This window comes from Pseudomonas floridensis, assembly GCF_002087235.1.
GTDB classification, from domain to species: Bacteria; Pseudomonadota; Gammaproteobacteria; order Pseudomonadales; family Pseudomonadaceae; genus Aquipseudomonas; species Aquipseudomonas floridensis.
This window is the reverse complement of record NZ_MUIO01000039.1, coordinates 1-21,846: the sequence shown is the minus strand read 5'-3', so window position 1 is coordinate 21,846 and position 21,846 is coordinate 1. Positions and strand designations below refer to the sequence as shown.

Sequence of the window (21,846 nt, the reverse complement as noted above, 5' to 3'; positions counted from 1 at the left end):
CCCGCGGACTTGTAGCAGGATTGTCCCGCGTTCTTGCACGATTATCCGGAGCAGGCGGTTACTGAATGCCGTCGTGGCAAGACCAAGGAGCGCGCATGGACTCGCTGGAAAAACTGATTGACCTCATCAAACGTCACGCCAGGACTGACGGCATGCATGCCACCGCTATCGAGGGTGTCAGCCTGGTTCGTTCGGCAATGCCCACCGTGCCGATGCCGGTGGTCTACGAGCCCACGCTTTGCCTGATCGTCCAAGGGCGCAAACAGGTCGCCGCCGGCACCCTTTCGTATGTGTACGACGCGTCCACGTATCTGGTGGCGTCCGTCGACATTCCCGTGATGGGCTCGGTGATCGAAGCGAGCGAGGCGTCTCCTTATCTGTGCCTGGTCCTCGATCTGGATATGGCCGCGCTGAGTGAACTGGCCCTGCACCATCCCGTGGCACACGAAAACAGCGAATTGCCAGGCCCAGGCATCGAACTCAATGCCACCACCCCCGAACTGCTGAACGCTGCGCTAAGGCTCGCCAGCCTGCTGGACACGCCGGATGACATCGAAGCGCTTGCGCCACTGATCGTGCGCGAGATTCTGTATCGGCTTCTGACGGGGCGCGGTAACGGCATCGTTCGGCAAATGGCCCGGGCCGACAGCCGCCTGCGGCAGATCGCTAGAGCCATTGCCTGGCTGCGCGAGCATTACAGTGAACGTTGTCGGATCGATGACATCGCCGATATTGCTGGCATGAGCCGCTCGACCTTCCATGCACACTTCAAGGCTGTCACGTCGATAAGCCCGCTGGAGTTTCGCAGTCAGTTGCGGCTGCAGGAAGCCCGCCGACTGATGGTGGCCGAAGCAGTTGACGCGGCAGGCGCTGGGTATCGGGTGGGCTACGAAAGCCCTTCACAGTTCAGCCGCGATTACGTGCGCCTGTTCGGTCTGCCGCCCTCGCGGGATGCGGGACGTTTGAGAGGGTCGAGCGCGGTGACCTGATCAAGCCGCCCGCCCCACTGGATCCGCCCTCCGGTACCAGGTCCGCCATTCATCCAATGCCACCCTGAACCGCACCGCCGTCTGCCACTGGAGAACCTGACGGCTCATTCTCATCATTCCCGATGATAGTAACCTTCGATTTATTCGATTCGTTAATAACACCCCCCGCGCAACAGAATCCGCCCATCCTTTTACTACCGGCGGAACTTCTCATGTCCCAGACACTCGCTCATCTGCGCTATCCCCTGACCGCCCTGGCCTTGATTGTGATCAGCGCCTGTGGCCGTGCGCCTGAGGCGACGCAGGCACCGGCCGCCGCCAAGGTCAGCGTTGCCAAGGTGCTGGAACAGCCCGTCAATGAATGGGATGAATTCACCGGCCGCCTCGAAGCGCCGGAAACCGTTGAAGTCCGACCACGGGTGTCCGGGCAAATCGATCAGGTGGCCTTTACCGACGGCTCTCTCGTCAAGAAAGGCGACCTGCTGTTCCAGATCGACCCACGCCCTTTCCAGTCCGAAGTGCGTCGCCTCGAAGCCCAGTTGCAGCAGGCCCGTGCTGTGGCCGTGCGCAGTGACAATGAAGCCCAGCGCGGCGAGCGTCTGCGCACCAACAACGCCATCTCTGCCGAACTGGCCGACTCGCGTACCACCTCGGCACAGGAAGCCAAAGCCGGTGTCGCAGCCATTCAGGCGCAGCTGGACCTGGCCCGTCTGAACCTCAGCTTCACCCGTGTCACTCCCCCGATCACGGGTCGTGTCAGTCGCGCCGAAATCCCCGCGGGCAACATCGTCACCGCCGATGTCACGCCGCTGACCAGTGTGGTGTCCACCGACAAGGTCTACGCCTACTTCGACGCCGACGAGCGCGTGTTCCTCAAGTACACCGAACTGGCCCGCAAAGGTCAGCGCGGCCAGACCACGCCGGTCTATCTGGGCCTGTCCAACGAGAACGGCAACCCGCACCTGGGCCAGATGAACTTCGTCGACAACCAGGTCAATCCGCGCACCGGCACCATCCGTGGTCGTGCGGTGTTCGATAACACCAACGGCAGCTTCACGCCGGGTCTGTACGCACGCCTCAAGCTGGTCGGCAGCGGCACTTACTCGGCGGTATTGATCAACGATGAAGCGGTGGGCACCGATCTGGGCAAGAAATTCGTGCTGGTGATGGACAAGGACAATAAGCCGGCCTATCGCCCGGTCGAGCTGGGTCCGAAAATCGAAGGCCTGCGCATCGTGCGTAACGGCCTCGGCAAGGACGACACCATCGTCGTCAAAGGCCTGCAGCGTGTGCGTCCCGGCCAGCCTGTGGACCCTGAAGTCACGCCAATGGCCAGCGCCGACACCCTCGCCCTGCTTCTCAAACAACGCCAGGCCCTCGAAGCCAGCAATCCCCAACAGTCGGCGCCCAATGCGACCGTCAAACTCGCCAGCGCCACCGCGCCTCGCGGCTAAGGGAATCGAGCGATGAACTTCTCCAAATTCTTTATCTCACGGCCGATCTTCGCCGCCGTGCTGTCGTTATTGATCCTGATTGCAGGCGCTATCTCGCTGTTCCAGTTGCCGATCAGCGAATACCCGGAAGTCGTGCCACCAACCGTTGTAGTGCGCGCCAACTTTCCCGGCGCCAACCCCAAAGTGATCGGCGAAACCGTGGCCTCGCCACTGGAGCAAGCCATCACCGGTGTGGAAAACATGCTGTATATGTCGTCGCAAGCCACGGCCGACGGCAAGCTGACCCTGACCATCACCTTTGCGCTGGGTACGGACCTGGACAATGCCCAGGTACAGGTGCAGAACCGGGTGACACGGACCGAGCCGAAGTTGCCTGAAGAGGTAACGAGGATCGGGATCACGGTAGACAAGGCCTCGCCGGACCTGACCATGGTCGTGCACTTGACCTCGCCGGACCAGCGCTACGACATGCTCTACCTGTCCAACTACGCAGTGCTCAACATCAAGGATGAGCTGGCGCGGCTGGGCGGCGTGGGCGATGTGCAGTTGTTCGGTATGGGCGATTACTCGCTGCGCGTATGGCTGGACCCAAACAAGACTGCGTCACGCAACCTGACCGCGACCGATGTGGTCAACGCGATTCGTGAACAGAACCGTCAGGTCGCCGCAGGCCAGCTGGGTGCGCCACCCTCCCCCAACGCCACCAGCTTCCAGATGTCGATCAACACGCAGGGGCGTCTGGTCACTGAGGAAGAGTTCGAGAACGTAGTAATCCGCTCTGGCGCCGATGGCGAAATCACTCGCTTGAAGGACGTCGCACGCGTCGAACTGGGCTCCAGTCAATACGCATTGCGCTCGCTGCTGAACAATCAGCCCGCAGTGGCGATGCCGATTTTCCAGCGTCCCGGTTCCAACGCCATCGACATCTCCAACGATGTACGGGCCAAGATGGCCGAGCTGAAAAAGGGTTTCCCCGAAGGCATGGACTACAGCATTGTCTATGACCCGACGATCTTCGTTCGCGGCTCGATCGAGGCGGTGATTCACACCCTGTTCGAAGCCCTGATCCTGGTCGTGCTGGTGGTGATCCTGTTCTTGCAGACCTGGCGTGCGTCGATCATTCCGCTGGTCGCTGTACCGGTCTCGCTGATCGGCACCTTTGCCGTGATGCACCTGTTCGGCTTCTCGCTCAACGCCCTGTCACTGTTCGGCCTGGTGCTGGCCATCGGCATCGTGGTGGACGACGCCATCGTGGTGGTGGAAAACGTCGAGCGAAACATCGAGCTGGGGCTTGAACCGGTGGCCGCTACCCACAAGGCCATGGGCGAAGTGACCGGCCCGATCATTGCCACGGCGCTGGTGCTCTGCGCGGTGTTCGTACCGGCAGCATTCATCTCCGGCCTTACCGGTCAGTTCTACAAACAGTTCGCGCTGACCATCGCGATCTCGACGGTCATCTCGGCGTTCAACTCGCTCACGCTGTCACCCGCACTGGCCGCCGTTCTGCTCAAGGGTCACGACGCGCCGAAGGACCGCTTCTCGCGTTTCCTCGACAGGCTGCTGGGTGGCTGGCTGTTCCGTCCGTTCAACCGTTTCTTCGAGAAAGCCAGCCATGGCTACGTCGGCACCGTGGCGCGCGTCATCCGCAGCAGCGGCATCGCCCTGCTGGTGTATGCAGGCCTGATGGTGCTGACCTGGATGGGCTTTTCCAGCACGCCGACCGGTTTCGTACCCAGCCAGGACAAGCAGTATCTGGTAGCCTTCGCGCAGTTGCCGGACGCAGCGAGCCTGGATCGCACCGAAGACGTCATCAAGCGTATGTCAGACATGGCGTTGAAACAGCCGGGCGTGGAAAACGCCATTGCGTTCCCGGGTCTGTCGATCAACGGTTTCACCAACAGTCCGAACAATGGCGTGGTGTTCGTCGCGCTCAAGCCTTTCGATCAGCGTACTGACCCCAGTCAGTCGGCGAACGCTATTGCCGGAGCCTTGAACGGGCAGTTCGCTTCGATTCAGGAAGCCTACATGGCGATCTTCCCGCCGCCTCCGGTACAGGGTCTGGGCACCATCGGCGGTTTCCGCCTGCAGATCGAAGACCGTGGCAACCTGGGCTATGACGAGCTGTACAAGGAAACCCAGAACATCATCGCCAAGAGCCGCAGCGTGCCGGAACTGGCCGGTCTGTTCACCAGCTACACCGTGAACGTCCCGCAGGTGGACGCGTCTATCGACCGCGAGAAAGCCAAGACCCATGGCGTGGCGATCAGTGACATTTTCGACACCCTGCAGGTTTACCTGGGTTCGCTGTACGCCAACGACTTCAACCGCTTTGGCCGCACCTATCAGGTCAACGTTCAGGCCGAACAACAGTTCCGCCAGGACGCCGACCAGATTGGCCAGCTCAAGGTGCGCAACAATCTGGGTGAAATGATCCCGCTGGCGACCTTCGTCAAGGTCAGCGATACCGCAGGTCCGGATCGGGTGATGCACTACAACGGCTTCATCACTGCCGAGATCAACGGCGCTGCTGCGCCGGGCTACAGCTCGGGACAGGCACAGGCGGCCGTCGAGAAGCTGCTCAAGGCCGAATTGCCCAATGGCATGGTCTACGAATGGACCGATCTGACCTACCAACAGATTCTGTCGGGCAACACCGCGCTGTTCGTTTTCCCGCTCTGCGTACTGCTGGCGTTCCTGGTGCTGGCTGCTCAGTACGAAAGCTGGAGCCTGCCACTGGCGGTCATCCTGATCGTACCGATGACCCTGCTGTCGGCTATTGCCGGGGTGATGATCGCTGGCAGTGACAACAACATCTTTACCCAGATCGGCCTCATCGTGCTCGTGGGCCTGGCGTGCAAGAACGCGATTCTGATCGTCGAGTTCGCCAAGGACAAACAGGAAGAAGGCATGAGCCCACTGGATGCAGTGCTGGAAGCCTGCCGCCTGCGTCTGCGCCCGATCCTGATGACCTCGTTCGCTTTCATCATGGGCGTGGTGCCCCTGGTGCTGTCCAGCGGTGCCGGTGCCGAAATGCGTCATGCGATGGGTGTGGCGGTGTTCTCCGGGATGCTCGGTGTCACCTTCTTCGGCCTGCTGCTGACCCCGGTGTTCTACGTGCTGATCCGTAACTTCGTCGAGCGTCAGGAGGCCCGCAAGGCCGCCCGGGCGCAGCGACTGCAAACCCTGCCTGCGGAGACGCATTGATGAGCGCGCTTAAACTGTTCGTTCCTGGCCTGCTGGTCCTGGCGCTGGCAGCCTGCGCCGTCGGCCCGGATTACAAGGCCCCTGACACTGCGCCAGCGAAGCTCGCCTCCGCCGCGCAAGGCAACTATGACCGGACCAAGGCTGACGCCCTGTGGTGGAAGCAGTTCGACGATCCAACCCTGGACAAACTGGTCAGTCAGTCACTGAATGGCAACCGGGACCTGCGTGTGGCATTCGCCCGCTTGAAAGCAGCGCGGGCAATTCGCGATGACGTGGCCAACGACGCCATGCCCGTAGTGACCAGCCGTGCCAGCAGCGATCTGGGCAAGGGTCAGCAACCTGGTGTGACCGACCGACGCGTCAACAGCGAGCGTTACGACCTGGGCCTGGACATGGCCTGGGAGCTGGACCTGTTCGGCCGCATCCAGCGTCAGCTGGAAGCCAGCGATGCCGACGAAGCGGCCGCGCAAGCCAACCTTTATCAGTTGCAGGTCACGCTGATCGCAGAGGTGGTCGATGCCTATGGACAATTGCGCGGTGCACAGTTACGTGAAGCGATTGCCCGGGACAACCTGAAAAACCAGCAGAACTCGCAGGGTGTGACCACTCAACTGCGCGATGCCGGTGTCGGCAACGAACTGGACGTGGTGCGCGCCGATGCGCGGCTGGCGGCCGTCGAGGCCACCGTTCCGCAACTGCAGGCCGAACAGAACCGTCAGCGCAACCGCATCGCGACCCTGCTGGGTGAGCGGCCGGAAACACTGAGCGTGGACCTGAGCCCAACCCGGCTGCCTGCGATTGCCAAGGCGCTGCCGATCGGCGATCCGACCCAAGTCCTGCGCAACCGTCCTGACGTACTGGCCGCAGAACGGCAGTTGGCGGCGTCCACTGCGCGCATTGGCGTCGCGACCGCCGACCTGTTTCCGCGTGTCAGCCTGAGCGGATTCCTGGGCTTCACCGCCGGGCGCGGTTCGCAGATCGGCTCGTCAGCGGCAAAAGCCTGGTCGCTGGGGCCGAGCATCACCTGGGCTGCCTTCGATCTAGGCAGTGTGCGAGCGCAGATCCGCAGTGCCAATGCCGATGCCGAAGGCGCGCTGGCCAACTATGAACAGCAAGTTCTGCTCGCGCTGGAGGAGTCGGAAAATGCGTTCAGCGATTACGACAAACGTCAGCAACGGCTGCTGTCGCTGATCCGGCAGAGTGAATCCAGCCGCGCGGCGGCGCGACTGGCGTCGGTGCAATACCGTGAAGGCACGGCGGACTTCCTGGTGCTGCTGGATGCCGAGCGCGAGCGTCTCGCGGCCGAAGATTCTCAGGCTCAGGCAGAGATCGAGCTGTATCGCGGCATCGTCGCCATCTACAAAGCACTCGGCGGTGGCTGGCAGCCTCAGGCCTGAGGCCCATCTACGCAGTCGGCATGCCCCGCTTCCTCAGGAAGCGGGGCATTTTTTTGTCCAGTCGATGAGATTCGAATACGCTTGCCGTTTGACACTGCCCCATCACTCCACGAAGCTGCAAGCCGTCAAGCAATGGATATCGGTATGCCCAACCAGACCTCGAAGGGCTCATCGCCTCAACGTCGCAATCGTCGTCGCTGGATGATCGGCATCGCGGCCTTGCTCGCAGTCCTGACGCTCTCGGCGCTGTTCTGGAGCTGGCGCAAGGTGCCTGCGCAGAGCGCCCCCGCCGACTTGACCCACACCTACACTCAAGCGTTGCAGCAGGCCCATGACGGTAAACCTGGCGCGGCGCGCGTGCTGTACCAGCAACTGGCGCGTACGGACCTTTCTGATACTCATCGAATCAGCCTGCTGGCCGAATTGAGTAATTACCCTAGCCCTCAAGCACTGAAGCTGCTCAACGCCAGCCTCAAGGACGAGTCGGTGCCGGTACGCCAGGCCGCCATCGCCACCAGCGTGAAACTGGTGCCGTCCAGCCAGCGCAGCCTGCTGTTGGGCCCGATGCTCGATGACCAGGAGCAATCCGTCCGGTTCGCGGCGACCAGCGCCCTGCTGGGTCTGTCTCCCGATGATCTGGGGCTTTATTTCGCGGTGCTGCAACAAAGCGCTGAGGCTTTTCAGGAAGCACTGAAGAGTCAGCCCGTCAGTGTTGAAAATCAGCTGCAACTGGCCAGGCTTTATCTGCAAACCGGCGATCTGGAGCCCGCTCTGGCCGCCCTGCAACGCGCCACCACGCTGGATCCGGACAATATCGAAGCCGCATTGGCGCATATCGAACTGCTGGACAAGAAAGGTCAGGCCGAGCAGGCACGCAGCCTGTTCGCCGGACTTCTGGAACGCCATCCTCACTCCTCCTTGCTGCAGCACGCTCTGGGCATGTGGTTGCTCGATCATGGCCAGGGCGAGTTCGCTCTCCTCGGCCTGGCCAAGGCATCGGAACTGGCACCGCAAAACAACGACTATCGCTACGACCTGGCCGTCGCCCTGCACGATCTGGATCAAGTGGAAGCCGCGCAGAAACAACTGGTACAGATTGTTCAGAACGACCCGGCCAACCGTCAGGCGCGCGTTCTGCTGATCCAGTACTGGAAGGAAACCGGTCAGTTGCAGAACGTCCAGATCCTCTTGGCGGAGCTCGAACAGCAGAACCCGGACGACCCCGCGCTGCAGCAGGGCCTCTAGAGCGGACAGCCCCAATCGCGGCAAAGGGCCATGCAAGTGATTGCTCTGGGCCTTTTGCTGCGGCGCTTTCAGACAATTCCTACACTTCACTTGCCAACTCGTATTTACCTGTCAGGCATTTCGCCGACCGCGCTCGTCAAGAATTCGGCGGGCATTTTCTGACGACCTGTAATATCGGAAATAACTTACACATCGCTTCATCGGATAACACACTCCGGGCCTACGACAAACAACTGCTGTGCGCAGACGTTTTAACCAATTTCAACAAGACTATTTTCTAACTGAGAAAAAAGGTGCATCATTTGTCCGCCACTGAGTTGTAACTACCCTTTATCTGCGGTTCGGCCAGTCAGGAAGGCTTAGTTTTTTGCAAGTGACAGCACGGGTAGTGGGTAGAGACCGTATCAACGGATCGGCCAAACAGTTTTGTCTTATCGTTTTATTGGGCTGGCAACAGCCATGACATTGTCGGAGTGTGTTATTTGTCCAGACTTGCCGAGTTTAGAGCAGCAGAAAAAGCCCTTCAGGAACAGCTGGCACAGCTGGAAGCCCTGAAGAATGACGCCGGCCTGAAGAAGGAGATCGAATTCGAGCAAAAGCTCCAGGAATTGATGGGTAGCTACGGCAAGAGCCTGCGCGACATCATCGCGATCCTCGACCCTGCCAGCTCCACCTCCGTGGCTGCACCTGCCGGTCCCAAGCGCCGTCGCGCACGCGTCGTAAAGGTTTATCAGAACCCGCACACCGGCGAGCTTATTGAAACCAAAGGCGGCAACCACCGCGGTCTGAAAGCCTGGAAAGAGCAGTATGGCGTAGACACTGTTGATTCATGGCTTCGCGCCTGATCACAACTACGTATTTGAAGCCCTGCACTTGCAGGGCTTTTTATTACCTGACAAGCCGCCGCTGCTTATTGGCAAATGCGGCCATGAGCATTCGGGCTTTTGCGTAACGGACTTGTCACATGGCTGAACCGGGCTATTCATTGACCTGAATCACTGAGCGAGCCAGCCTCTATATAAGCCAGTTTGGCGCTCGGACAGTAAAAATAATGACGCCAATATTTCTACGGCAGCTCATACGATTCAGCTCACCGTTGCAACTGCAGGAAATCGAGTATTTGTTCAGCTAACTGTCAGCCTTGAATGCGCAGAATAGTTAATTATCCTAAGGTTCTTTTTGTCGAGCGGGAGTGCCTGCGCTTTGCGGACGATATGCCCACGAAAGGTTCACACATTTTTCACATGCACTCTTCCATAGTGAAGGCCGCTAAAGGAATAGCGCCCCATGCCCGCCTCGGCGGGCTTCTTTTTGCCTGAAGAAAAGTCAGCCTTCACGGCGCTGCATCCAGACGCAGCGTATCCCGAATGCGCAGCACCTCGTCCTTGTTGGCCACGTAACCTTCTGCCGACCCCGCGTATGACAGTGACCAGGCCTTCTGTTTATCCGCTGCGGCCACCAGTGTCTGCGTGAGAACGTGTACGCCGTTCTGAGTGACGGTGCAGGTGGTTTCAAGCGCAGGCACGTCGCTCAATTGACCGTCTTTCACGTGGGTGCAGACGCTCTGAAAACCGCTTCGTGCGAAATTGACTTGAATCGCTTTGCGCATTTCCAGCAGCACGCCCTGCACGTTGACGTCATGCCCGGGCGTCAATCGCGTCTGAGTCAGCTCCATTACCATCAGCGGATTACCCGACTGATCGTTTTTGACCGCACGCTGTCTGACCTGCACGGATGGTTGGGCAGGCGTATCCGTCGCTGTCGGCAAGGACTCGACCTCCCAACCTGCGGGCCAGATGATCATGACATCGGCGCCATGCGCCTGCGCGGCACCCATCAACAGGCACAGGCTCAAGAGCGAGCGTCGGTATTGCGAGAGAATCATGGTGATCATGGCCATCGGAACAATTGGCCGGAAAGTCTGAGCCTCTCGCCCGCTGCTCGCAAGTGGCCTGGGTCTTTTATAAGGGCAGGCGTTTGGCACAGGCCGACCCGCTCCGTATCATCTGCCACCATTCATACCTCTGTTGGAGACACACATGAGCCTGCAAGACCTCAATTCCATTCCAGGCGTAACCGCCGAACCCGAAACCGCGACGCGGCAGTTCGTGTTCAACCACACCATGCTGCGTGTCAAAGACATCACCGCATCGCTGGATTTCTACACCCGCGTGCTGGGTTTCAGCCTGGTCGAGAAGCGCGACTTTCCAGAAGCCGAGTTCAGCCTTTACTTCCTGGCATTGACCGACAAGAAGCGGATCCCGGCTGACGATGCCGCGCGCAGCGAATGGATGAAATCGATTCCGGGCATTCTGGAACTGACTCACAACCACGGCACCGAGAACGATCCGTCAGCCGTTTATCACGATGGCAACAGCGATCCGCGTGGCTTCGGTCACATTTGCGTGTCGGTACCGGACGTCGTTGCAGCCTGTGAGCGCTTCGAAAGCCTGGGCGTGAAGTTCCAGAAGCGTCTGTCAGACGGCCGCATGAACAGCCTGGCGTTCATCAAGGACCCAGACGGTTACTGGGTCGAGATCATCCAGCCAACACCGCTGTAAGCGCGACCTTCGCCACAAACGAAAAAGCCCCATGATCGCTCATGGGGCTTTTTGCTTGCCGCCTGAGTATCAGGCTGGCGCGGACGTGCGAATCAGGTGATCGAAGGCGCTCAACGATGCCTTGGCACCTTCGCCCAGGGCAATAATGATCTGCTTGTAGGGCGCTACGGTTACATCACCAGCTGCAAAGATGCCAGGAATCGACGTTTCTCCACGCGCATCGACCACGATCTCGCCACGCGGCGACAGCTCGATGGAACCCTTGAGCCATTCGCTGTTAGGCAACAGGCCGATCTGCACGAAGATACCTTCCAGCACTACAGTGATTTCTTCGCCCGTCACACGGTTCTTGTACTGCAGACCGTTTACCTTCTCGCCGTCGCCTGTCACTTCAGTGGTTTGCGCACTGGTGATGACCGTCACATTCGGCAGGCTGTGCAATTTGCGCTGCAACACGGCATCGGCGCGCAGTTGAACATCGAACTCCAGCAGGGTCACATGCGACACGATACCGGCCAGATCGATTGCCGCCTCGACGCCCGAGTTACCGCCGCCAATCACGGCAACACGCTTGCCTTTGAACAGCGGACCGTCACAGTGCGGGCAGTAGGCCACGCCCTTGTTACGGTATTGCTGCTCACCCGGCACATTCATTTCCCTCCAGCGTGCGCCGGTGGCCAGAATCACAGTCTTGGCTTTGAGGCTCGCACCGCTGGCGAACTTCACCTCGTGCAACTCGCCCGCCGCGCCAGGAATCAGCTTGTCAGCGCGCTGCAGGTTCATGATGTCGACTTCGTACTGCTTGACGTGCTCTTCGAGCGCAACAGCCAGCTTCGGTCCTTCCGTGTGTTGTACCGAAATGAAGTTCTCGATGGCCATGGTGTCCAGCACCTGACCACCAAAACGCTCGGCTGCAACGCCAGTACGGATGCCTTTACGCGCTGCATACACAGCCGCCGCCGAACCGGCAGGGCCACCGCCGACCACCAGAACGTCGAAGGCTTCTTTAGCGTTGAGCTTCTCGGCCTGACGCGCACCGGCACCGGTGTCGATCCTGGCCAGAATTTCTTCCAGCCCCATGCGGCCCTGACCGAACAGCTCGCCATTCAGGTAAATACTCGGTACCGACATGATCTTGCGATCGGTAACTTCGTCCTGAAACAGCGCACCGTCAATAGCGACGTGCTTGATGTTCGGGTTCAGCACTGCCATCAGATTCAACGCCTGGACCACGTCCGGGCAGTTCTGGCAGGACTGCGAAAAATAGGTCTCGAACCTGAAATCGCCCTGGAGGGCGCGAACCTGTTCGAGGGTCTCCGCACTGACCTTGGGTGGGTAGCCGCCAACTTGCAGCAACGCCAGGACCAGCGAGGTGAATTCGTGCCCCATCGGGATACCGGCGAAACGCAGGCTGATATCGTGACCAGGGCTGTTCAGCGAGAACGACGGCGTGCGCGCGTCCGAACCGCTGTCGTTCAAGGTGACGTCTTTGGAAACACTGATCACATCGTTGAGCAGTGCGAGCATTTCCTGAGACTTCGCGCCGTCATCAAGGGACGCGACGATCTCGATGGGGCGAGTGACCCGCTCCAGGTAGGATTTCAACTGGGCTTTAAGATTGGCGTCCAACATGTGGCGGCTTCCTTTGACAAAAATGGGCAGAAATATTCAGAGACTTGAAATAAAAACGCCCAGGCGATAACCGCCCGGGCGTTTTATGGGGCGATGCGGTTTACGTGCTCAAGAGCTCAACGCCCCCAGCCGATTCATGCGACTCAGATCTTGCCGACCAGGTCCAGAGACGGAGCCAGAGTGGCCTCGCCTTCTTTCCACTTGGCAGGGCAGACTTCGCCCGGGTGAGCAGCGACGTACTGAGCAGCCTTGATCTTGCGCAGCAGCTCGGAAGCGTCACGGCCAACGCCGCCATCGTTCAGTTCAACGATCTTGATCTGGCCTTCAGGGTTGATCACGAACGTACCGCGGTCAGCCAGACCGGCTTCTTCGATCAGCACGTCGAAGTTGCGGGAGATGGTCAGAGTCGGGTCGCCGATCATGGTGTACTGGATTTTGCCGATTGCAGGCGAGGTGTTGTGCCATGCAGCGTGGGCGAAGTGGGTGTCGGTCGAAACGCTGTAGATTTCAACTCCCAGCTTCTGAAACTCAGCGTAGTTGTCAGCCAGGTCTTCCAGCTCGGTCGGGCAAACGAAGGTGAAGTCGGCCGGGTAGAAGAATACGACAGACCACTTGCCTTTGAAGTCGGCATCCGAAACGTCAACGAAAGAGCCGTTCTTGTAAGCGGTTGCCTTGAACGGTTTTACCTGGCTGTTGATGATAGGCATCGGTACATCTCCTGATGGGTTGTTAATTCGATGAAGTGGAGCTTACGCATGATGGATGACATTGGCTCATTGGCAAACCTGATGTCACTGATTGGTTTTCACTATGAGGGCAGCTTATCAATAGAAGAAACCTTCAAACCGATCTGCCCCTCGGAAGCGCTCGAAAACGGCGAGGCTACAATGTAACGCATCGCGGACTTCATGTCCCTCCAGCCCACATAGGCCATTAGCGACTTGAGATCCCATCCGTTACGCTGCGCCCAACTTGCAAAACCGCGCCTTAGCGAATGACTGGTGTAGCGTTCGGCAGCGATACCGGCTCGCATCAGGGCCTGGCGCAACAGAGGAATGACGCTGTTGGCATGCAGTCCCTCCTCGCCCAGATTGCCCCAGCGGTCCACCGACCGAAACACTGGCCCGCGTACCAGGGCGGCACAACTGATCCAGTCGATGTACGCCTGCACCGGGCACAGGCGCTGTAATGCGGGGGTTTGATAAGTCCTGCCGACGTTGTCCCGATCCCCCTTGCTGCGCGGCAGGTATAGGCTGATCCCTGAATCCGCGACAGCCTTGACGTCCTGCACTTGCAGGCGACACAGCTCATCACTGCGAAAGCCGCGCCAGAACCCGAGCAGGATCAGCGCCAGGTCACGCCGACAACGCAGCACGCCCGGTTGATCGTAACGGGCCCGCGCCTCCTGCGCCTCGTTTTCAAGCCATGCCACCACCCGCTCCAGATCGTGCAACTGCAATGGCTCGGCCTGCTTCTCCTGAACCGGATGCACAGCGCGAATACCCTTGAGCACTTTGCGCACCATGGGCGAACGCGTTGGATCGACGAAGCCCTGACTGGCATGCCACTGCGCCAGCGCCGAAAGACGCGACTTCAACGTATTGACCGATAACTCCCCGGCATAACGCGCCAGGTAGCGCGCTACACCCTCGCTGGTCGCGGGCAGAAATCCGCCCCAGGTCACCTCGAAATGCTCGATGGCAGCCCGGTAGCTGCGCCGGGTGTTGTCGCGGGTCGCCGCCTCGAGGTAGCGATCGACATCATTCATGGGCAAAGACCTGCAGTTGTGTACTGAACACATGCGCATTCGAGCGCAAAAAACCATCTGACACGGGATAATACGCCATTATCCCGCTTGATAAAATTCAAATAATGCCGGATTCGGTTAACTCGTATAGTATGTAATTACAGGGTACATACCACAGTACGTAATCGTAGGAGCGACCATGGCGCGGGGCGGTGTAAACAAGGCGTTGGTGCTCAAAGCGAGGGCTTCGTTGCTGGCACGCGGAGAGAATCCAAGCATTGACGCAGTACGTATCGAAATGGGTAACACCGGATCGAAAACCACGATTCATCGCTACCTCAAGGAACTCGATGCGAGCCATGTGCCCGCGCCGGACATCAATGAAGAGTTGACGCATCTAGTGGCGCAACTTGCCCAGCGCTTGCAGGGTCAGGCGCAGGAGCGCATCGATCAGTTGCGCACGGAGCACGCCTCGACGTGTGAAGACCTGCAGCACGCGCTCTCGAACGCCCGGCAACAGGTGCACACTCTTGGCGAGCGCACTCAGCAGCAGGATCAGGCTCTCGAGCGACAGTCCACAGCCCTTCTCGATCTTCAGGAAACACTGCACAACGCGCGCAACGAAAACACCCGACTGACCCAGGCACATTCGGATCAGGCAGCGCGCCTGGAAGACAAGAACGAGCAGATTCGCTCACTGGAAGACAAACACCGGCATGCCCGTGACGCGCTGGAGCACTACCGCAACGCGATTAAAGAACAGCGCGAGCAAGAGCAGCAGCGTCATGAAAGCCAGATTCAGCAGCTACAGATGGAACTGCGCCAGGCGCAGCAGAGCCTGAGTATTCGCCAGGAAGACATCACTCAATTGAACCGTGACAACGAACGACTCCTGGCCGAGACCCGCAGCACACAGCGCGACCTCAATACCCAGAAAGATCTGACAGACAAAGCCAATGCCCTCGCCACCTCATCCGCGAGGGATCATCAGCACGCTCAGACCCAATGCGCCCTGCTGGAAGAAAAGGCACGAAGCCTGACGGACGATAACCTTGACCTCGAACAACACCTCAAGGATGCACAGCAACAAAGCCGGATGCTGGAACTGCTGCTGATCAAAAAGGAGGCTGCACTCGAAGCCTTGAAGCCCTCGGGCGAGCGAGCCTCAAAAACCAGATCGCCGAGAAAGAAACCGGACGCCCGGCAGGGCTGACGCCGAGCACGCGAGAGCGCCCTCTTTCATTCAATTGATCGCATCCACCTCGCAGGGCAGGTACAAATCGACGCGAGTACCCAGCCCTTGAGCGCTTTCAATCTGCACGTGCCCGCCGGTCTGCCTGATGAAGCCGTAAACCATCGACAACCCGAGCCCGGTACCCTGACCGACCGGCTTGGTGGTAAAGAACGGATCGAATACCTGATCGATCACTTTCTGGTCGATCCCACAGCCATCATCTTCGACACTCAGCACCACATACTCCCCCGGCGTGAGCGCGCCTTGCGTCGTCATGATGCTTGACGGACGCGTGACGACCCGAAGCTGACCACCCTCCGGCATCGCATCGCGCGCATTGATCACCAGATTCAACAGTGCGTTTTCCAGCTGATGCTCATCCGTGCGCACCACACGCACCGTGTCATCCAGTTCGAAATGCAGCACGGTGTGATCCGCAACGGTGCCTTGAAGCAGCGACTCCATGGAGCGAACCATGCGATTGATGTCGACGCTGCGGGTATCGAGCGCCTGACGCCGGGCGAAGGTCAACAATCGCTGGGTTAGCGCGCCAGCACGATTGGCCGACGCAATGGCAGCACTCACATAGCGCTCGACGTCGTCAAGACGCCCGGCCGATGCCCTGCGCTGAATCAGATCCAGCGCCCCGAGCACCCCGGTCAGCATGTTATTGAAGTCGTGAGCGATGCCGCCGGTCAACTGACCGATAGCGTCCATCTTCTGCGCATGGCGCAACACCTCTTCAGCCTGAGCCCGCTCATTAATCTGAATCTGCAGCAGCTCATTGGTGCGCGCCAGTTGTCGAGTACGCTCGGCAACCCTCAGTTCCAGCGTGTCATTGAGTTCGCGCAATGCTTCTTCGGCCCGAACCTGAGCGGTGATGTCAGTGTGCGTGCCCAGCCAATGAGTGATATGACCCAGCTCATCACGCATCGGCAAGGCGCGAGAAAGGAACCAGTTGTAGCTGCCGTCCTTGGAGCGCAACGCAAAGGTGTCCTCCCAGATAGAGCCTGTCGCGAAGCAATGCTGCAAACGCGCCACGACACGGTCCCGCTGCTCGGGATCCAGCACCGAGCGCCAGCCCAGCGCACGCATGGCTTCCAGCGATGCGCCGGTATACAGATACCAGCGCTCGTTATACCACTGGACACGGCCTCGCGGATCCGCCGTCCAGGCCAGTTGACTCATGTTGTCGGCCAGCAACCGGAATTGCCGCTCACTTTCGCGCAGCACGTCGATCTGCTGCATAGAAGCCTGTTCATGCCCGCTCGAATGCAAAGGCATCACGGCGGTTGGTTTTTGCCTGTTCACTGGCAGGGTCCTTCCCTCAGTCCATGTTTATCCCGGGACTCATCCTGAGTCCCGAGCCTTACGCGCTCTAACGCTCGACCGGTGTACGCATGGTAACGAACTCTTCGGCGGCAGTGGGATGCACACCGATCGTATCGTCGAACACTTGCTTGGTGGCGCCAGCCTTGATCGCGATCGCCAGGCTCTGCACAATCTCGCCCGCCTCCGGACCAACCATATGGCAGCCCAGCACCTTGTCGGTCTTGGCGTCGACCACCAACTTCATCAGGGTGCGCTCCTGATCGTCGGTCAACGTCAGTTTCATCGGCCGGAAGCGGCTTTCGAAAATCTGCACCTCATGCCCCGCCTCGATGGCCGCTTCCTCGGTCAGCCCGACAGTGCCGATGTTCGGCAGACTGAACACCGCTGTCGGAATGTGGTGGTAGTCCACCGGACGGTACTGCTCAGGCTTGAACAGACGACGCGCCAGCGCCATCCCTTCGGCCAGCGCGACCGGCGTCAGTTGCACGCCGCCAATCACGTCGCCGATTGCCAGAATGGACGGCTCGCTGCTCTGGTAGTTTTCGTCGACTTCGATATAGCCGTGCTTGTCCAGCTTGACGTTGACGCTGTCCAGCCCGAGATTATCAAGCATCGGGCGGCGACCCGTGGCGTAGAACACGCAGTCGGTCTCAAGCGTGCTGCCGTCTTTCATGGCCAGGTTGAGCGTGCCATCGGCCTGCTTGTCGATGCGCGCGATATCGCTGTTGAAGCGGATATCCATATGCCGCTTGAGCAACTCCTCATGAAGGTGCGTGCGCACACTGCCGTCAAACCCGCGCAAGAACATCTCACCCCGGTAAACCAGCGTGGTGTCCGAGCCGAGCCCGTTGAAAATCGACGCGAACTCCACTGCGATATAGCCACCACCCACCACGACGATACGCTTGGGCAGCGCCTTGAGAAAAAACGCCTCGTTCGAGGTGATGGCATGCTCACGTCCAGGCACATCGGGCACCTGCGGCCAGCCACCGGTCGCGATCAGAATGCGCTCGGTGGTGTAAGTCTTGCCGTTGATTTCAACCTTATTGGCGCCCACGACTTTGGCGTGACCTTCCAGCAGTGTTACGCCGCTGTCGACCAGCAACTTGCGGTAGATGCCGTTGAGGCGATGGATCTCGCGATCCTTGTTGGCGATCAGCGTCGGCCAGTCAAAACCGGCTTCGCCCAGCGACCAGCCAAAGCCCTTGGCATGCTCGAAATCTTCGGAGAAATGCGAGCTGTACACCATCAGTTTCTTGGGTACACACCCGACGTTGACACAGGTCCCGCCCAGGTAACGGCTCTCGGCGACCGCCACCTTCACACCAAACCCTGCGGCAAAACGGGCCGCCCTGACGCCACCTGAACCCGCGCCAATTACAAACAGATCGAAATCGTAAGCCATCAATGTCTCCTTAGCAGAGGCACAGCATAACCGCTTGGCGGTCAGTCAGAAATGACAAAGCCACCCGAAGGTGGCCTTGACTTGAAACATGACAGGCAAATGGATCAGTAAGCCTTGCCAGTCTTGTAGAAGTGCTCGAAGCAGAAGTTGGTCGCTTCGATGTAGCCCTCGGCACCACCGCAGTCGAAACGCTGACCCTTGAATTTATAAGCCAGAACGTTGCCTTCTGCAGCCTGCTTCATCAGGGCGTCAGTGATCTGGATTTCGCCACCCTTGCCCGGCTCTGTCTGCTCGATTTTTTCGAAAATGTCGGGAGTCAGGATATAACGACCAATGATCGCCATGTTGGACGGCGCATCTTCCGGCTTAGGCTTTTCGACCATATCAGTGACGCGGAACAGACCTGGTTTGATTTCGTCACCCGCGATCACGCCGTACTTGTTGGTTTCGTTGGGATCGACTTCCTGGATCGCGATGATCGAGCAGCCGTAATGGTTGTGCAGTTTGACCATCTGCGCCAGTACGCCGTCGCCATCCAGATTCACACACAGGTCATCCGCCAGAACAACGGCGAATGCCTCATTGCCAATAAGAGGACGACCACTGAGAATCGCGTGACCCAGACCTTTCATTTCTGTCTGGCGAGTATAGGAGAAGCTGCACTCATCGATCAGCTTGCGAATGCCGACCAGGTATTTTTCCTTATCAGTGCCCTTGATCTGATGTTCGAGCTCATAGCTGATGTCGAAGTGGTCTTCCAGTGCGCGCTTGCCACGACCGGTCACAATAGAAATCTGGTTCAGGCCAGCCGCGAGGGCTTCCTCAACACCGTATTGGATCAGTGGCTTGTTGACCACCGGCAGCATTTCCTTGGGCATGGCCTTTGTCGCTGGCAAAAAGCGAGTGCCGTAACCGGCTGCTGGGAACAAGCATTTCTTGATCATAAAAGTCCTTGATAAGGGCTGTTGGTGTTAACGGCGCAGTCTAATCAGGCGGCGGTCACCTTACAATGCCCGCCACGAGCCGTAGGATGTCATGGTAGAGGGACTGACAGTCAGATAGTTCCGCAAAACGCTCATAGCGCGACCACTGGGCAAGGTCAAAAACAACTATGCCGCGGGCATGCGCCTTGCATTTACTCGGCCGTCGACAGCATTTCGTGTCAAGAATACGCCTGCCATCACGCCTTCTGGCGGCCGACCGGACGCCACCAAGCGTAGTCCACGGATTGCCGGCGTGCCTGGGACTGACCGTTCGCCTTAACGAGTAACGCATAGACATGCGCTCGGGCTACCAGAAAGCGGCACGCCGTATTTATCGTTGAAACATGGCTGAACGATGGCACCGCATATCAGTCCAAACACCGCACTCGCCAGTCCGCTGGCCTTACCATTTCGAAGCGAAAAACATGATCAGACTTTTGTCCATTATTGCAGTGCTGGGCCTCGCCGGTTGCGCCACCGCCTCCAACACTTATCTGAAAAACGGCAAGCAAGGGTTGAGCATCGACTGCTCGGGCGAAGCAATGTCGTGGGCCAGCTGCTATGAAAAGGCCGACGCTTCGTGCGCAGGCACCGGTTACGAAATTGTCGGCACCGATGGCACGCCACAGCCAGCCGAGAGCGAGAAGACGTTGGGCGTCGATGTGGGCAACTACAAGAGCCGCAGCGTTCTGGTGGTTTGCAAGTAAACAGGCGATGCAGCCCGACCCCATGCGGGACGGGCTGCTGCAATCAGCCTGAAATGCAGGCTTCGGCGGCGTGTTGAACGTCACGGAAGCGAATCGGCACGTTGGCAAGGCGCTCATAGACCTTGATCGAGCTGCCTCCCGAGCGTGTCTCGACATCGATGACTGCCGTCGGTGATTTGCTCATCTTCTGCGCTACGATCAGGCGCAGCCCGTCATGACGACTTTCCACGATCGGCTCCGAGCGGCTGCTGCTGATCTTGTCCTTGAAACAGTCAGCGTACTCCTGTGGGTTCTTGCCCGAGATCATGTTCATGGTCGCTGGCGTGTGCTCGATGTCATTCACCGTTGCGCAGCCAGTCATTGCCAATGCCAGGATTACTACTGCCAGTTTCATACAATCCTCCAAATAAAGGTGGTACGACCAGCACCGGCCCGATTAAATCCCCGGCGAGCGATTATTTGCGCAAAAACAGAGCAATTAACCGCTCATCGACGTCAATTGGCGGACGCCGCATGCTATCGTTTTGATTTTTCAGAAAAAGCCAATTCCCCGGAGTTTTACATGAAATTCGTACACCAGCGTGAGCATTTGAATGAGGACGATCTGGTCGTCATCCAGTGCTCACAGCTTTGCAACATCCGCCTGATGAACGATGCGAATTTCCGCAGCTTCAAGAATGGCGGCCGCCACACCTATCACGGTGGCGCGTTTGACACATTCCCGGCCAAGATCGCCGCACCCAGCACTGGCTACTGGAACATCACCATCGATACCACCGGGCGTAAACCGGACGCCACTCCGGGACGCAAGCCGGCGTTTACCCATTCCATCAAGATCGTACGCCGCTCGACTTCCCGCCTGCGCTGATACGCCGATACAAGGAATCACCATGAACAGTCCCGCTCGCACCACCAAGTATGCCGTCAGTTACAAACTCAACGGCGAGCGTCGCTTCGAATTCGCCCAGTTACAGTCCGCCTCGGTCGAAGAAGCGCGGGCCGCGCTGGAAAAAATGCACGGCCAGAGCGATGATCAGATCAGTGATGTGAAGGTCAGCAAAGCTCTGTAGACACTAGCAGGTGTTGAATTAGATCATGCAACGCGAAGGCGATATTCCCGCTACCTTCGATCTGTTTGCCAGTGACGAGCCTCAGGCTGAAATCCGGCAGCCGATAGGCCCGCAATCCTGGTTGCTGCGTGGCCACGCCCTGCCGTGTATCGAGCGCCTGCTGCCCGCATTGCGCAAAACGTTGGCCGTCGCCCCTTTCCGGCAAATGATCACACCCGGCGGATACACCATGTCGGCCGCGCTGAGCAGTTGCGGCCAGCTTGGTTGGGTGACCGACCATCACGGCTATCGCTACAGTGAAACCAATCCGCAGACCGGCCGCGCCTGGCCAGCCATGCCCGATGTCTTCCTTGAGCTGGCTCAGGACGCGGCACAGATTGCAGGCTTTGCGGATTTCGTGCCGGACGCGTGCCTGATCAACCGTTACGTGCCCGGCGCGAAAATGTCACTGCATCAGGACAAAGACGAGCACGACCATTGCTGGCCAGTGGTCTCGGTATCGCTGGGTATAGCGGCCACATTCCAGTTCGGCGGCCTGCAGCGCAGCGACAGACCCGAGCGCATTTCACTTTTTCATGGCGACGTCGTGGTCTGGGGTGGCGAGGACCGCCTGCGCTTTCACGGCATTCTTCCGGTCAAGCAAGCCGTGCATCCCCTGCTCGGCGAACAGCGCATCAACCTGACCTTTCGCAAGGCCGGTTGACGGATTCGGCGCCGCGAGCGGCAGAATCAGACGCTTCCTTCCATCTCGCCCGAAGTCCGCGCCCTGGCCGGGCATACGGTGCGATGAAGATTCAGCGCGGTATTGATAATGCCGATGTGGCTGAACGCCTGCGGAAAATTGCCCAGCATGCGGCCAGCCTGCGGGTCGTACTGCTCGGCCAGC

21 protein-coding genes are annotated in these 21,846 nt (G+C 59.0%); 12 read left to right on the top strand and 9 right to left on the bottom strand.

What is annotated here, in order from left to right; translation table 11 throughout:
• Nucleotides 1–95 precede the first annotated feature (95 nt).
• The 6 genes from BZK31_RS11580 to BZK31_RS11555 all read left to right on the top strand — a co-directional run bounded on the left by BZK31_RS11580 (nt 96) and on the right by BZK31_RS11555 (nt 9,134).
• Nucleotides 96–989 (top strand): AraC family transcriptional regulator, encoded by an 894-nt coding sequence (locus BZK31_RS11580; protein ID WP_083182787.1) that lies wholly within the window; start codon nt 96–98, stop codon nt 987–989.
• Nucleotides 990–1,201: 212 nt separating this feature from the next.
• The gene (mexE, locus tag BZK31_RS11575; protein WP_083182786.1) at nt 1,202–2,443 is read left to right on the top strand and encodes a multidrug efflux RND transporter periplasmic adaptor subunit MexE; all 1,242 of its coding nucleotides are present in this window, start codon (nt 1,202–1,204) and stop codon (nt 2,441–2,443) included.
• 12 nt (nt 2,444–2,455) lie between these two features.
• Nucleotides 2,456–5,647, top strand: a complete 3,192-nt coding sequence (locus BZK31_RS11570; protein WP_083182785.1) for an efflux RND transporter permease subunit — start codon at nt 2,456–2,458, stop codon at nt 5,645–5,647.
• Nucleotides 5,647–7,044, top strand: coding sequence for an efflux transporter outer membrane subunit (locus BZK31_RS11565; RefSeq protein WP_083182784.1), 1,398 nt, complete (start codon nt 5,647–5,649; stop codon nt 7,042–7,044). The genes BZK31_RS11570 and BZK31_RS11565 overlap by 1 nt, the downstream gene beginning before the upstream one ends.
• A gap of 144 nt (nt 7,045–7,188) precedes the next feature.
• Nucleotides 7,189–8,289, top strand: a complete 1,101-nt coding sequence (locus tag BZK31_RS11560; RefSeq protein ID WP_083182783.1) for a HEAT repeat domain-containing protein — start codon at nt 7,189–7,191, stop codon at nt 8,287–8,289.
• 482 nt (nt 8,290–8,771) lie between these two features.
• Nucleotides 8,772–9,134, top strand: coding sequence for a histone-like nucleoid-structuring protein, MvaT/MvaU family (locus BZK31_RS11555; RefSeq protein WP_083182782.1), 363 nt, complete (start codon nt 8,772–8,774; stop codon nt 9,132–9,134).
• Between the two features lie 488 nt (nt 9,135–9,622).
• Here BZK31_RS11555 and BZK31_RS11550 read toward each other — a convergent pair whose 3' ends face one another.
• The gene (locus BZK31_RS11550; RefSeq protein ID WP_415639575.1) at nt 9,623–10,189 is read right to left on the bottom strand and encodes a DUF4946 domain-containing protein; all 567 of its coding nucleotides are present in this window, start codon (nt 10,187–10,189) and stop codon (nt 9,623–9,625) included.
• 139 nt (nt 10,190–10,328) lie between these two features.
• On the opposite strand from BZK31_RS11550, the gene gloA reads away from it, so the two are divergent.
• Nucleotides 10,329–10,850, top strand: coding sequence for a lactoylglutathione lyase (gloA, locus tag BZK31_RS11545; RefSeq protein ID WP_083182781.1), 522 nt, complete (start codon nt 10,329–10,331; stop codon nt 10,848–10,850).
• Between the two features lie 69 nt (nt 10,851–10,919).
• Here the strand turns inward: gloA and ahpF are convergent, their stop codons facing one another.
• The 3 genes from ahpF to BZK31_RS11530 form a co-directional block, all read right to left on the bottom strand.
• Nucleotides 10,920–12,482, bottom strand: a complete 1,563-nt coding sequence (gene ahpF / locus BZK31_RS11540) for an alkyl hydroperoxide reductase subunit F (RefSeq protein WP_083182780.1) — start codon at nt 12,480–12,482, stop codon at nt 10,920–10,922.
• 143 nt (nt 12,483–12,625) lie between these two features.
• Entirely contained in the window at nt 12,626–13,189 is a 564-nt protein-coding gene (gene ahpC, locus BZK31_RS11535; RefSeq protein ID WP_024687933.1) for an alkyl hydroperoxide reductase subunit C, read from the bottom strand.
• Nucleotides 13,190–13,290: 101 nt separating this feature from the next.
• Nucleotides 13,291–14,250, bottom strand: a complete 960-nt coding sequence (locus tag BZK31_RS11530; protein ID WP_102136508.1) for a site-specific integrase — start codon at nt 14,248–14,250, stop codon at nt 13,291–13,293.
• A 178-nt stretch (nt 14,251–14,428) separates the two neighbouring features.
• Here BZK31_RS11530 and BZK31_RS11525 point away from each other — a divergent pair, with 178 nt between their 5' ends.
• Nucleotides 14,429–15,442, top strand: coding sequence for a DNA-binding protein (locus BZK31_RS11525; RefSeq protein WP_083182778.1), 1,014 nt, complete (start codon nt 14,429–14,431; stop codon nt 15,440–15,442).
• A gap of 30 nt (nt 15,443–15,472) precedes the next feature.
• On the opposite strand, the gene BZK31_RS11520 is transcribed toward BZK31_RS11525, so the two are convergent.
• The 3 genes from BZK31_RS11520 to galU all read right to left on the bottom strand — a co-directional run bounded on the left by BZK31_RS11520 (nt 15,473) and on the right by galU (nt 19,144).
• Complete coding sequence (locus BZK31_RS11520; protein WP_167377933.1) at nt 15,473–16,774, bottom strand: hybrid sensor histidine kinase/response regulator; 1,302 nt, start codon at nt 16,772–16,774, stop codon at nt 15,473–15,475.
• Between the two features lie 67 nt (nt 16,775–16,841).
• Entirely contained in the window at nt 16,842–18,200 is a 1,359-nt protein-coding gene (gorA, locus tag BZK31_RS11515; protein WP_083182777.1) for a glutathione-disulfide reductase, read from the bottom strand.
• 104 nt (nt 18,201–18,304) lie between these two features.
• Nucleotides 18,305–19,144, bottom strand: coding sequence for a UTP--glucose-1-phosphate uridylyltransferase GalU (gene galU, locus BZK31_RS11510; protein ID WP_004879673.1), 840 nt, complete (start codon nt 19,142–19,144; stop codon nt 18,305–18,307).
• 464 nt (nt 19,145–19,608) lie between these two features.
• Between galU and BZK31_RS11505 the strand changes: the two genes are divergently transcribed.
• Nucleotides 19,609–19,890 (top strand): hypothetical protein, encoded by a 282-nt coding sequence (locus BZK31_RS11505; protein WP_083182776.1) that lies wholly within the window; start codon nt 19,609–19,611, stop codon nt 19,888–19,890.
• 43 nt (nt 19,891–19,933) lie between these two features.
• Here the strand turns inward: BZK31_RS11505 and BZK31_RS11500 are convergent, their stop codons facing one another.
• The gene (locus tag BZK31_RS11500) at nt 19,934–20,284 is read right to left on the bottom strand and encodes a hypothetical protein (RefSeq protein ID WP_083182775.1); all 351 of its coding nucleotides are present in this window, start codon (nt 20,282–20,284) and stop codon (nt 19,934–19,936) included.
• Nucleotides 20,285–20,452: 168 nt separating this feature from the next.
• Between BZK31_RS11500 and BZK31_RS11495 the strand changes: the two genes are divergently transcribed.
• From BZK31_RS11495 to alkB, 3 genes are read left to right on the top strand one after another with little or no spacing between them, the layout of a single operon-like run.
• The gene (locus BZK31_RS11495; RefSeq protein WP_083182774.1) at nt 20,453–20,758 is read left to right on the top strand and encodes a DUF1883 domain-containing protein; all 306 of its coding nucleotides are present in this window, start codon (nt 20,453–20,455) and stop codon (nt 20,756–20,758) included.
• Nucleotides 20,759–20,780: 22 nt separating this feature from the next.
• Entirely contained in the window at nt 20,781–20,960 is a 180-nt protein-coding gene (locus BZK31_RS11490; protein ID WP_083182773.1) for a hypothetical protein, read from the top strand.
• 25 nt (nt 20,961–20,985) lie between these two features.
• Entirely contained in the window at nt 20,986–21,663 is a 678-nt protein-coding gene (gene alkB / locus BZK31_RS11485) for a DNA oxidative demethylase AlkB (protein ID WP_083182772.1), read from the top strand.
• Nucleotides 21,664–21,689: 26 nt separating this feature from the next.
• Here alkB and BZK31_RS30370 read toward each other — a convergent pair.
• Nucleotides 21,690–21,846: glycoside hydrolase family 15 protein (locus BZK31_RS30370; protein ID WP_167377932.1), on the bottom strand; the 157-nt coding region annotated here is incomplete at its 5' end.